Origin of the sequence: Sphingobium sp. B11D3D, from assembly GCF_025961755.1 — a bacterium.
Classification (GTDB): Bacteria; Pseudomonadota; Alphaproteobacteria; order Sphingomonadales; family Sphingomonadaceae; genus Sphingobium.
Genome location: NZ_JAOQOG010000001.1, coordinates 48,933 through 61,347, shown reverse-complemented (window position 1 = coordinate 61,347; position 12,415 = coordinate 48,933). Strand labels below are relative to the sequence as shown.

The 12,415-nt window shown below is 65.3% G+C and carries 11 protein-coding genes; 7 read left to right on the top strand and 4 right to left on the bottom strand.

Annotation, left to right across the window (positions count from 1 at the left end):
* Positions 1–14: 14 nt before the first annotated feature.
* Both M2334_RS00290 and M2334_RS00285 read right to left on the bottom strand, forming a co-directional pair.
* Entirely contained in the window at positions 15–1,304 is a 1,290-nt protein-coding gene (locus tag M2334_RS00290) for a dipeptidase (protein WP_264604528.1), read from the bottom strand.
* Positions 1,305–1,398: 94 nt separating this feature from the next.
* Positions 1,399–2,238 carry a diacylglycerol/lipid kinase family protein gene (locus M2334_RS00285; protein WP_264604527.1) on the bottom strand — a complete coding sequence of 280 codons (840 nt, stop codon included), beginning with the start codon at positions 2,236–2,238 and terminating at the stop codon, positions 1,399–1,401.
* 191 nt (positions 2,239–2,429) lie between these two features.
* Here M2334_RS00285 and M2334_RS00280 point away from each other — a divergent pair, with 191 nt between their 5' ends.
* From M2334_RS00280 to M2334_RS00260, 5 genes are all read left to right on the top strand, one after another.
* Positions 2,430–3,215 carry a succinate dehydrogenase iron-sulfur subunit gene (locus M2334_RS00280; RefSeq protein WP_264571563.1) on the top strand — a complete coding sequence of 262 codons (786 nt, stop codon included), beginning with the start codon at positions 2,430–2,432 and terminating at the stop codon, positions 3,213–3,215.
* Between the two features lie 41 nt (positions 3,216–3,256).
* Complete coding sequence (locus M2334_RS00275; RefSeq protein ID WP_181560956.1) at positions 3,257–3,721, top strand: GFA family protein; 465 nt, start codon at positions 3,257–3,259, stop codon at positions 3,719–3,721.
* Positions 3,718–4,836: a cell division protein ZapE gene (gene zapE / locus M2334_RS00270; RefSeq protein WP_264604526.1), complete on the top strand. Its 1,119-nt coding sequence runs from the start codon at positions 3,718–3,720 to the stop codon at positions 4,834–4,836. The genes M2334_RS00275 and zapE overlap by 4 nt, the downstream gene beginning before the upstream one ends.
* A gap of 142 nt (positions 4,837–4,978) precedes the next feature.
* Complete coding sequence (locus M2334_RS00265; protein ID WP_264604525.1) at positions 4,979–6,589, top strand: hypothetical protein; 1,611 nt, start codon at positions 4,979–4,981, stop codon at positions 6,587–6,589.
* An 11-nt stretch (positions 6,590–6,600) separates the two neighbouring features.
* Positions 6,601–7,719: a glycosyltransferase gene (locus M2334_RS00260; RefSeq protein WP_413716454.1), complete on the top strand. Its 1,119-nt coding sequence runs from the start codon at positions 6,601–6,603 to the stop codon at positions 7,717–7,719.
* Positions 7,720–7,729: 10 nt separating this feature from the next.
* On the opposite strand, the gene M2334_RS00255 is transcribed toward M2334_RS00260, so the two are convergent.
* Positions 7,730–9,193 carry a glycosyltransferase family 39 protein gene (locus M2334_RS00255; protein WP_264604524.1) on the bottom strand — a complete coding sequence of 488 codons (1,464 nt, stop codon included), beginning with the start codon at positions 9,191–9,193 and terminating at the stop codon, positions 7,730–7,732.
* A gap of 170 nt (positions 9,194–9,363) precedes the next feature.
* Here M2334_RS00255 and sppA point away from each other — a divergent pair, with 170 nt between their 5' ends.
* Complete coding sequence (gene sppA / locus M2334_RS00250) at positions 9,364–11,259, top strand: signal peptide peptidase SppA (protein WP_413716453.1); 1,896 nt, start codon at positions 9,364–9,366, stop codon at positions 11,257–11,259.
* Between the two features lie 2 nt (positions 11,260–11,261).
* The gene (locus M2334_RS00245; RefSeq protein WP_264576930.1) at positions 11,262–11,660 is read left to right on the top strand and encodes a GFA family protein; all 399 of its coding nucleotides are present in this window, start codon (positions 11,262–11,264) and stop codon (positions 11,658–11,660) included.
* Here M2334_RS00245 and M2334_RS00240 read toward each other — a convergent pair.
* Positions 11,636–12,301 (bottom strand): trimeric intracellular cation channel family protein, encoded by a 666-nt coding sequence (locus M2334_RS00240; RefSeq protein WP_264604522.1) that lies wholly within the window; start codon positions 12,299–12,301, stop codon positions 11,636–11,638. The two genes, M2334_RS00245 and M2334_RS00240, sit on opposite strands and share 25 nt — an antisense overlap.
* Positions 12,302–12,415 lie beyond the last annotated feature (114 nt).

Below are 12,415 nucleotides of genomic sequence, written 5' to 3'. Positions count from 1 at the left end.
ATTGAGGGGATGGCTTAGCCCTTCGGCGCGGCGTCCATCGCCTCGCGCGTGCCGGTGGCGGGTGGTTCGTCCTTCAGGGAGGCGGCGACCTTCTCGGCCTGTTCCATGACGCGCAGGATGTTGCCGCCGGCCAGCTTGGCGATATTGGCATCGCTCCAGCCGCGTTTCATCAGCTCCAGCAGCAGTGGCGGATAGCTTTCAACGCCGGTCATGCCGTCCGGCAGGGCCGGCAGCCCATCATAATCGCCCCCAAGGCCGACATGATCATAGCCGGCGACCTTGGCGATATGATCGATATGGTCGGCGACCATCTGCACCGTCACGCGCGGCTCGGGATTGGCGGCGAGCCAGGCTTCCATGGCGGCCTTCGCCCGGTCCGGCTGGCCGATATAGAGGCCGTTGAGCGGCGGCTGGTTGTAGAGCGCGCGCTGGGCGCCCTGCTGCACGCCCCACACCCGGCGCGGCTCCGAAATATAATTGGGCGCGAAGGCGACCATGACGATGCCGCCGGTGCGCGCGACCTCCTTGAGCACCTTGTCCGAGACGTTGCGAGGATGATCGCACAGCGCCCGTGCGCTGGAATGGGAGAAGATGACCGGCGCGCGGCTGGCGGCGATCGCGTCCAGCATCGTGTCCTCGTTCACATGGCTGAGATCGACCAGCATGTTCAGCCGGTTCATCTCACGCACCACCGCCACGCCGAACGGGGTGAGCCCGCCATGGGCCGGATCGTCGGTGGCGCTGTCCGCCCAGGCAATGGTGCGGCTGTGCGTCAGGGTGAGGTAGCCCACGCCCAGCTCGGCATAAGCGCGCAGGACCGAGAAGCTCTCGTCGATCTGGCCGCCGCCTTCCGCGCCGATCAGCGAGGCGATCCGCCCGGCCTTGTGCGCGGCCCGGACCTGCGCGGCGGTGCGCGTGAGCGTGAACTCGGCCGGGTAGCGGCGCACGATGGATTTCACGAGGTCGATCTGTTCCAGCGTCTTCTTGACCTGTTCCAGCGGCGGCAGCGTCGCGGGGACATAGACGGACCAGAATTGTCCGCCGACCATGCCCTGCCGCAGCCGGGTGATGTCCGTATCGAAATCCTCTGTGTTCAGCCGGGTGAGGTCCACCGACCAGCGCGCATCGCCATCATGGCCGGCGATGGCGCCGGGCCAGTCATTATGCCCGTCGATCAGCGGCGTGGCGGCGAGCACCTTCTTGAGGCGCGGCAGATTGGGATCGGCGGGGTCGGCCGGTTCGGCCAGCGCGGTGGTCGCGGAGAAAGCCAGAGCGGCGGTGAGCAGGCGCGTGAGCATGGACATGGCTGCATTTCAGCATGTCCGCGGGCTGGTGGGAAGAGCCCGGCGCGGGGCTTGAGGGGGAGAAATGTCGTACGGCGGGCGGCGGCGCTATGGCTCAGCGCCAGCCTGCGTCCCCCTGTGCGGCGAAGAAGCGCACGCCCGATTGGGCGCTGCGGAGGTTGAAGGGCGCTTTGGTGGTCGCCTTCTCGCCATCGACGAGCAGGTCCAGCGTCTTGCCGGCGCTTTCTATCTCCAGATGATCGGCGGCGCCGAGCGATTCGGATGGCCCATTGCGGAAATCGCCCGAGAGCCAGGCCCAGCCATGCGCGAACAGTTCGCCGGCGTTGCGGGCAAGCACGCCATAGGCATGCAGGCCTTGCTTGGCCGGCTCGACGAAGATCGCGGGATAATCGCGCGGATCGCCGACGAGGGAGACGGCCGGGGCCTCGAAGGTGGCGGTGATGGCCTCCGGCACCTTTTCCGCCAGCGCGGCGAGATCATGATTGCGCAGCGCCTCGCGCACATTGCCCCACGCGGCCGTGGGGCCGACGATGATGCCCGTATAGGCGGTGATCTCGTCTGCCTCGATCACCGGCACGGCCATCACGGTCCCCTTGTTCGCCAGATAGGCCTTGGCGATGGCGAGCGGATCGAGATTGCCGTGGAGCCGGTGAGCCAGCAGGTTCATCGTGCCGCCGGGCAGCGCGAGCAGGGTGCCATCCCAGCCGGCGAGCGCCTGCGCCGTGGAGGCAAGAGAGCCATCCCCGCCAAGTATGATGACGAGGCCGATGCCGCGCTCACGGGCCTGCGCGGCGTCTGGCAGCGGGCCGTCGTCGATGGGCCGGGCGGTGCCGATGGGCCGGCCGGCCTGCGCGAACGCGGCCTGGATCGCGGACACCAGCGCAGGATCGCATGTGCCGCTGCGCTCATTATAGATGAAGAGGGAGTCGCTCATTGTGACCGTCATGCTCGCCGGGAACGTCTGGCGGGGTGTTTGGATGCAGAGTGGCGGCGGTGACAAGCAATTTCGCGTGGCCTCCGCTCGGTGCTTGAGCCGCGCGGACACACGCGCTAGGACGCCGCATTGCTTTTATTGCGGCGCGGCATCAAGCGCCCGATCAGCCAGCAGGCGGCAGGAAACAGACGATGGCCGAATTCTCCCTCCCCGCAAACAGCGTCGTTCGCAAGAACGGGACCGTGCACAAGGCGCAGGACGGCGCCACGAACGTCAAGAAGTTCAAGGTCTATCGCTACGATCCGGATAGCGGCGAGAACCCCCGCTACGACACGTTCGAGATCGATCTCGATAAATGCGGGCCGATGGTGCTCGACGCGCTCATCAAGATGAAGGGCGAGCAGGATTCGTCGCTGACTTTCCGCCGCTCCTGCCGCGAGGGCATTTGCGGCTCCTGCTCGATGAACATCAACGGCAAGAACGGCCTCGCCTGCACGACCGCGATCGAGGACTGCAAGGGCGAGGTCCGCATCACGCCGCTGCCGCATATGGACGTGATCAAGGACCTGGTGCCGGACTTCACGCATTTCTATGCGCAATACAGCTCGATCAAGCCCTGGCTGCAGACCGTCACCCCGCCGCCGAGCGGCAAGGAGCGGCTGCAGAGCCCTGAGGATCGCGAGAAGCTGGATGGGCTCTACGAGTGCATCCTGTGCGCCTGCTGCTCCTCCAGCTGCCCGAGCTATTGGTGGAATTCCGATCGCTTCCTTGGCCCGGCGATCCTGCTCCAAGCCTATCGCTGGCTGGCCGACTCGCGCGACGAGATGACCGGTGAGCGCCTCGATGATCTGGAAGATCCCTTCCGCCTCTATCGCTGCCACACCATCATGAACTGCGCCAATGTGTGCCCCAAGGGGCTGTCGCCCGCCAAGGCCATTGCCGAGACGCGAAAGATGATGGTCGAACGCGCGATTTGACGTCACAGTCGACCGAGACAACGACAATTCGGAGATCGGCGATGGTGAAGGAAGGCGAAGTTCTGGATGGCGGCTGCTTGTGCGGAGAGCTCCGCTACAAGCTGACCGGGCCGACGCTGTGGGTGTCCCAATGCTGCTGCAAGGATTGCCAGAAGGCGACCGGCACCGGCCACACCACGATCATCGGCATTCATAACAGCCAGCTCGCCATCGAGGGCACGCCCAAGACCTATACCAACCATGGCGATACCGGCGGGGATGTGACGCGGCATTTCTGCGGAACATGCGGCGGACGGATTTTCACATCCGGCACGCTGCCGGGCGAGTTCATCATGGTGCAGGCCGGGTCTCTCGATGAGCCCGACCGCGTTTCGCCGCAAAGCGTCATCTACATGAAGGATGCCGTGGCCTGGGACTATTTCGACCCGGCGCTGCCCAAATATGAGATCATGCAGCCGCGCGTGCAGCACAGCGCCCCGGCGGAGGCCTCCCCGCGCGACGCATGAGTGGCCTGCTCTCCTGTTATGACGACCTTATCGCCGCTGGAGAGCTGAAACCCGATCCGGATCAGCGCGCTGCCGCGATCCGGCTCGACCGGCTGCAGCAGGAGCTGGAAGCCGCGCCGAAGAAAGGCTCGGTGCTCTGGCGGATGCTCCGCAAGGCGCCCGAGCCGATCCGCGGCGTGTACCTCTGGGGTGGCGTCGGGCGCGGCAAGTCCATGCTGATGGACCTGATGCGCGATTGCCTGGATGGCCCCGCCAAGCGCCGCATCCACTTCCACGAGTTCATGCTCGATGTGCATGCGCGGCTGCGTGCGGTGCGCGAGAGCGAGAGCGGCGACCCGATTGCGCCCGTCGCCGCGCAACTCGCGGCCGAGGCCAAGGTGCTGCTGTTCGATGAAATGGTGGTCAACAACATGGCGGATGCCGCCATCATGTCCCGCCTGTTCACCGCGCTGTTCGATGCCGGGGTGACGCTGGTTGCCACCTCCAACCGCGCGCCCGACGATCTCTACAAGGATGGGCTCAACCGCGAGCTGTTCCTGCCCTTTATCGATCTGCTCAAGGCGCGGCTCGACGTGGTGCCGCTCAACGGGCCGACCGATTATCGGCTGGATCGGCTGGGCGGCATGGACATCTGGCATGTCCCCAATGGCGATGAGACCACCGCCAAGCTACGCGAAATCTTCTTCCGCCTGACGGACTATCCGCCCGAAGACAGCGCCAATGTGCCGAGCGAGGAACTGAGCGTCGGCGGCGGGCGCAGCCTGCATGTGCCCAAGAGCCTCAAGGGCGTGGCGGTGTTTTCCTTCAAGCGCCTGTGCGGAGAAGCGCGGGGCGCGGCGGATTATCTCGCCATTGCGCGGCGCTTCCACAGCGTCATCATCGTCGGCATTCCGGTGCTCGGCCCGGAAAACCGCAACGAGGCCGCGCGTTTCGTTACGCTGATCGACGCCCTGTACGAGCATAAGGTCAAGCTGATCGCCGGTGCGGACGCCCTGCCGCAGCATCTCTATCCGCAGGGGGATGGCAAGTTCGAGTTCGAGCGGACGGTCTCCCGCCTGATGGAAATGCAGTCGCTGGAGTATCTCGCGCTCGGCCATGGCGCGCACGCCAGTTGACGTAAAATTAGGCTGCCGGTGCTAGCGGCTGGCTGAATGATGATCTGATATGCGGGCCGGCGGGCCTGTGGGACGTGGGGAATCAATGAAGCAGGGGTCCAGCGGTGCAGGACGGCTTTGGCTTGCGGCCACGCCCGTCCTCGTGATTTTTGCCATCGCGGCAGTCCTCTTCGCGCGCCTCCAGAATATCTGGATCGACGAGACGACCCAGATGTCCGGCGTCACCCTCGCGCCCGGCACGCTGCTCTCCTGGCTGGCCGGCGGCTATGATGCCGGGTTCGGCGTGCCGGACGACCGGATGCCGCCGCTCAGCTACTTTATCGATATGATCGGCTGGCACCTGTGGGGCGCCAATGAACTGGCGTTCCGGCTTTATCATGCCGCGATCACGGCCGGCGGCATCCTGATCCTGATGCGCGCGCTGGCATCCCGCTACGGGTTGCGCGCGGCCCTGATTGCCGGGCTGCTGCTGGTGCTTTCCCCCCGCCTGGTCTCCATGGCCGTCGAAATCCGCGCCTATCCCATCCTTCTCGCTATCAGTTGTGCGCAGGCGGCGATGGTGATTCGCGGCGACGTGGCGCAAAGCGTGCGGCGGCTGGGCCTGTTCGTGCTGCTCGGTGTGCTGAGCGGCTACACGCACTTCTTCGGCATCGTTGCGACATCGGCCTATACGCTGGCCATCTTCATCGATGCGCGGACTATGCGCGCCGCCGTGCGGGTGGTGCTGGCCTATGCGCTGCTGTTGCTGCTGTGGGCAGGACTGGCGCCCTTCGTTCTGGGTGCGGCCAATCTGAGTTCGCCGGCGCCCGGTTCCGCCGCGCCGGCCGGCGGCGTCGGTCTGGGCGATATCGCGGCCTTTCTGGCGCAGATGCTGGTGAGTGGCGCAACCTTGGTCGATCTGCCGGTGGCCGCCTTGTGCTTTGCGGGTGGCGCCATCCTTCTGCTCGTCGCGGCAGTCGGCCTTGGTGGGCAGGTTGCGACACGCGGAACAGCCATCCGCCACGATCCGGTCATCGGCCTGATCCTGACGTTGGCCGCGGGCATGATCGTGACCATCGCGGCGGCGCTGCTGGTCTCGCAATTCGATGCGCTCGCGCCGCGCTATAATATCTGGATGCTGGCGCCGCTCGCGGTGATCCTCGCGCTCGCCGCTGACGGGGCCATTGCGAAGCGCGGGCGGATCGCCGACTGGGTTCGCCACGCAGGCACCGCCCTGCTGGTCATTGGCAGTGCGGCGGCGCTGGTCATGTTCCTGGTGCGGGCCGACTGGTTCATCCACGGGCCTTCGCGCACGCTGGAGGCCATGGTGGCCAAGGCGGAGAAGCCGCTCGCTGTGCTGCATGTTGGCGATGCCTGGGCATGGGCCTATTTCCCGCTCTATCGCACCCATCGCGACGATCTGCCGCAATGGCTGCTGACGGCGGACGGGCAATCCGCGATTCGGATCACGCGCGGCGGCGATCCGGGTGGGCCGCCGCAGCCGCTGACGGCGCTGGCCGACCGCGCGACATTGCTGGTCAGCCATGTCGAACTCATAAGCCACAACGACCTGCGCGCCTTGGCGCGGGGGGAGACGCCCCCGCCGGCGAGGGATTTGGTCCCCGCCCTGACGGCGGCCGGATGGCGCCCGGCGGAAACAATCGATCGTCCCGGTAATTTCGCCTTCATCGGTACGCTGTACCATCATCCCGACCCTGCATCCGCGCCGACCCGTCAACCCGCCGCGCCAGCCATTGAGGACCTTTCCGAGTGACCATCCAGACCATGACAGAAGCTCCGGTCGCGGCGCAGATGCTTCCGGCCGAGCTTGCGATCGTCGTTCCGACTTTCAACGAAGCGCAGAATGTGGCCCTGCTCGCCGATCTGGTCGACAAGGCCCTGCCCGGCGTCGCCTGGGAACTGGTGTTCGTGGACGATAATTCGCCCGACGATACCTCTGGCAAGGTGCGGGCGCTGGCTCAGCGCGATCCACGCGTGCGCATTCTCCATCGCTTTGGGCGCCGGGGCCTGTCGAGCGCCTGCGTCGAGGGCATTCTTGCGACGTCCGCCCCTTATGTGGCGATCATGGATGCCGATCTTCAGCATGACGAATCGGTGCTCAAGACCATGTTCGAGCGGATCAGGGCGGACGATGTCGATCTGGTGGTCGGCAGCCGCTATGTCGAAGGCGGCGGCATGGGCGACTGGAGCGAGAGCCGCCAGCGGATGAGCCAGTTCGCCACCAAGCTGGCGCTCAAGCTGACCAAGACGCCGATTTCCGACCCGATGAGCGGCTTCATGATGATGCGGCGGGATGCCTTCATGCGCTCGCTGCCCAATCTCTCGACCGTGGGCTTCAAGATCCTGCTGGATATCGCGGCCAGCGCACCCACGCCGCTGCGGGTTGCGGAAGTGCCCTACACCTTCCGCACGCGCCAGTTCGGCGAGAGCAAGCTCGATAGCCTGGTGCTGTGGGAATATGTGCAGCTGCTCATGGACAAGGCGGTGGGCCATATCGTGCCCGTCCGCTTCCTGAGCTTCGCCATGGTTGGCGGCACCGGCGTGGTCGTCCACTTTGCCGTGCTGACGCTGCTGTTCGTGGCGCTGGGCATGAGCTTCGCGGTGGCGCAGGCCGCAGCGACGCTCGTCGCCATCACCAGCAACTTCCTGCTCAACAACATGTTCACCTACCGCGACCAGCGCCTGCAGGGCTGGGGATTGCTGCGCGGCTGGATCACCTTCAATCTCGTCTGTGCCTTCGGTGCTGCGGCGAATGTCGGCGTGGCAGACTGGCTGTTCGTCAACAATGGCTACTGGGCACTCTCCGCTCTGGCAGGCATTCTGGTCAGCGTGGTGTGGAATTATGTGATGTCCGCCTTCTTCACCTGGAAGAAGAAGGGCTGAACGCAGCAGATCATTCGAACCTAACGAAGCGGTGGTAAGCCTCGGTCCGGTCGTCCCGGACCGGGCTAATTCGGGCTAACCGGGTAACCATGGCGCTCCAAGCCTCGCCCAAATCGGAATCGAACGGCGGACGCTGTTCAAAAACCAGGATCGTTGGCGGACACTTGTTGATGGCATCGGCACACAGCCTAAGCTGACTGGCAATTGCGACTTCATCTGCCTCCGGGCTTCTCCGGCTAAGCACATGCCAAGTCGAGGCAGGGAGTCGGTAAGCGGCGAGCTCGCGCGTGAGCTGCTCATCATAATAGACGGTCGCGCCGCGCCAGCCTGAAGCCTTAGCGGCAATCGCCTCTCCGGGGTTGGGCAGGCGCTGTGCAGGGTAGTCAGGCAGAAGCGCCCAGATATGAGCGATCGCGAGGAGGAGAAGCACGAGCGGGCGCAAGCTGCGCGGCAGGCTCATCACGGAAAAAGCGAGCAAAATCGGCAACGTCACAAGAGCGCCCATGAACGATCGTGCGAGGTAGATAGGCTTGAAGACGCCGACAAAGGCGAAGAGAAGTGGCCCCAGCACCAGAAAGGTCATCATGACGATGAACAGCCGCGGGGATTGCTTCCACAGTTGCAGGGCCCCGAAGACATACAGACTTACAACAACGATCTTGGCGAGCGCCGGAAAGGCGATGGCCGTCATCGTCTGTTCGTAGAAAACCTTCACGTCCGTGGGTGCGATCCAGCTGTTGCGGACCGCACCTTCCGTCATCGCGTAGCCCAGAAAATGGACCGACTGTGGAATGCACAGCAAGGCCGCGACGGCGATGCAGGCACTCAGCAGCCAAAACAGTCGCCAGTCGCGATCGTAAAGCAGCAGCAGAAGCGTTGCTGCGCCAAAGAGGACCATGAAGAGCAGCGAGACATATTGGAGGTAAAATGTAAGGGCGAGGAAGAGTGTAAAGCCAATGGCGCATCGCCACTGTCTCTTCCTCGGCATGTCGCGCTGTCGGAGCAACTCGAGATAGAAGTAGGTCGCCCACAGCATTGCGAAGGCGATGACGCCGTAAAAGCGGATTTCCCGAGTGTAATGAACATTCAGCGGGTGAAAAACGAAAAACAGTCCGGCGAGGATCGCTACCGGCAGGCCGAGCCAGTTCCGCGCAATCAGGAAGAGTGCAGGCACAGAAAGAGCACCGATGAACGCCGGTAGCGCGCGCATCGCAGTGCGGCTGTCACCGAATACGGATATCCAGGCCTTGAGCAGGACGGTAAAGGTCGGCGGATGTACATCCGTGGTGCGATGAAGCGAGAAGTGGTGGGCGTAAGTTTCGCGGGTATAGAGCCAGGTGAAGATCTCATCTTGCCAAAGAACCGGATGCTCTATCCAGAACAGTCGGACCACGGCCGCGAGAGAAACTAGAAAGGCCAGAAGGCCCGCCTGTCGATAGGTCCGATCCCCAATCCATGCAGCAAAACTTGACATATCGTCCCCCCACCCGGCTGTTGCATATCCACATTCCCGCAAGCCGCAAAGAACAACCCCTTGTTCCGTGAGCGCCCTGTGAGCGTGCTCGCCAGAGGTGCTGCATCTGACGGGAACGTGCATCGGGCAGGAAGATGCGCTAGCGAAGCGGCAAAGGAGCCGCCAACGTGCTGAGTCTTGTGAAAACTGCCTGGAAAATCATGATGGGGGTGAAGGACGCGCTGGTCCTACTCTTCCTCATCCTCTTCTTCGCGCTGCTCTATGCCGGCCTCAAGGCCGCGCGGATGGAAGAGAGCTTTCCGGCAAGCGGCGCGCTCTATCTTGCGCTGGACAGGCCGATCGTGGAGCAGCCCCGGCCGATCGATCAATATGCGATGGTCGCGGGCACCGGCGGGTCGGGCGAGTATCGGCTGCGCGACGTGGTGCGCGCCATCGAGGCAGCGGCGGGCGACAGCGCGATCAAGGCCGTGGTGCTCGATCTGGATGGCTTTGGCGGCGGCGGTCAGGTCGCGATGCAGCGCGTGGGCGAGGCGCTGGACAAGGTGCGCGCCGCGGGCAAGCCGGTGCTCACCCGCGCCTCTTATTATGATGATGCCAGCTATATGCTGGCCGCCCATGCCAGCGAGGTGTGGCTCGATCCACTCGGCATGGTCGGGGTGACCGGGCCGGGCGGGAGCAATCTCTACTTCAAGGGCCTGATCGACCGGCTGGGGGTGAAGGCGCATGTCTACCGTGTCGGCAGCTTCAAGAGCGCGGTGGAGCCCTATACGCAGGCCGAACAGTCGCCCGAGGCGCGCGCCGCCAATGAGGCGCTGGTGACGGCGATCTGGTCCGACTGGCTGGAGCATGTCGGCAAGGCGCGTCCGGCGGCGCGGGTGCGCGATTATCTGGCCGATCCGCTGGCGCTGCTGCGCGCCAATGGCGGCGATACCGCCAAGGCGGCGCAGGCGGCAGGGCTGGTCGACAAGCTCGGCGATCCGGTCACGTTCGGCAATCATGTCGCCGAAATCGTCGGGGAGGCGAGCGATCCGCGGCCGGGCGATTATGCCGCCATCCCGTTCGAGGGCTATTTGCGCAAGCATAAGGAAGGCAGCGGCGGGCAGGTCGGCGTCGTCACCGTCGCCGGAGAAATCGTGGATGGCGAAGCGGCGCCCGGCCAAGCCGGCGGGACCAGCGTCGCCAGCCTGATCAATGATGCAGTGGCCGAGGATTCGGTGAAGGCGCTGGTGCTGCGCGTCGATTCGCCCGGCGGATCGGCAGCGGCGGCGGAGGAAATCCGCCTCGCCCTGGCGCAGGCGCGGGCCAAGGGCCTGCCGATCATCGTCTCGATGGGCAATGTCGCGGCCAGCGGCGGCTATTGGGTCAGCACGGCCAGCGACATGATCTTTGCCGAGCCGGCGACGATCACCGGGTCGATCGGCGTGTTCGGCATATTGCCGAGCTTCGAGGATGCGCTCGCCAAGGTCGGTATCACCAGCGATGGCGTGAAGGCCACGCCGCTATCCGGCGAGCCGGATGTGATCGGCGGGGTCAGCCCGGAGTTCAACGCGCTGGCGCAAGCGAGCGTGGAGGATATCTACGGCAAGTTCATCGGTCTGGTTGCCAGCAACCGCAAGATGACGCCGCAGCGGGTCAACGAGATCGCGCAGGGCCGGGTGTGGGCCGGCGGCATGGCGCATCAGCTCAAGCTCGTCGACCGCTTCGGCGGGGTCGAGGATGCCGTTGCGGAGGCGGCGCGGCGCGCCAAGCTGAGCGGCGACGCTGCAAGCGCGCGCTATTTCGACCCCGAGCCGGATTCGCTAGCGCAGTTTCTCGGCATGTTCATGAGCGGGGAGGCCAGAGCGCCCGCCATCACCGCGCCGCGCGATCTGCTGAGCTATGCGGCGCGGCAGCAGCGCCAGATTGCCGTGCGGATCATGCGTGATCTCAAGGGGCTGGTCGAGGGGCCGTCCATCCGCGCGGACTGCCTGGAATGCCGCGCCTTTACGACCGCCAGCGCCATGACGTCGGGCGAGCAGGCAGGCTGGCTCGGCATCCTCCTTGGCGCTGCGCAGCGGCCGCTCTGAGAATGGCGGACGCGATCACCGGCGGTTGCCTGTGCGGTGCCTGCCGCTATGCGACCGATGCGGCGCCGATCAACATTCGCGCCTGCCATTGCCGGCTCTGCCAAAAGGCGACGGGCGCACCGCTTTATGCGCGGGTGCTGGTGCCGCTCGATGCCGTCCGTATTGAAGGCCCGGTGGGGTGGCATCACAGCTCGGCGGCGTTGCGACGCGGCTTCTGCACCGCGTGCGGCACCACCTTGTTCTCGGAGCGCGCCTCGGCCAATGTGATCGGTCTTGCCATTGGCAGTCTGGATGAACCGGAGCGCTACCCGCCGACCGAGCATATCTGGACCTCAAGCGCGCTGAGCTGGCTGACATCGGCCGATGATCTGCCGCATTATCCCGAGGGGCCACCCGCCTGATCCGGGCTGTCGCCGGTGCGATAATGCGGGAGCGCAAGGCCGCGCACGATGGCAACGGCGCGCAGGATGAAGCCGGCGATCACCGCCAGCACGGCGGCCCAGGGGGCGGCCATGCCGATGCTGGCCAGCAGGGCATACAGGCCGGCCGACAGGGCGGCGGCCGTCACATAGATTTCCGGGCGCAGCACGATGGAGGGGTGGCCGGCCAGCAGATCACGGATGATGCCGCCCACACAGGCCGTGATGATGCCCATCAGCGCGCTGATGAAGGGCGGGATGTCCAGGCTCATGGCCTTGGCGGTGCCGAACACGGCGAAGGCGACCAGCCCCACGGCGTCCAGCCAGTCGAGCGCGCGCTCGCTCCACCAGCGCTCGGGCGTCATCCACACCACCAGCGATGCGCCGAGGCAGATGAGCGCCGGGCGCACATCGTGAATCCAGAAGACCGGCGCGCCGATCAGCAGATCGCGCACCGTGCCGCCGCCAACGCCGGTGGCGATGGCGAAGAAGGCGAAGGTGACGAGGGTCTGGCCGAGGCGCGCCGCCGCCAGCGCGCCCGAGGCCGCAAAGACGAAGATGCCCACCAGCCCCATGGCGGAGAGCAGCGCGTCGACGGGCACGGGCAGATCCTGCGGTGTCATGCGCCTTCCTTAGCGCAGATCGGCGGGCTTTCCATCTCTGCTGCCCCCTCTGCTGATACGGCGTTTCGCCAGTCGCGCAGGATGGGACAGGCTGCTAGGCTCGCGCCGACATTG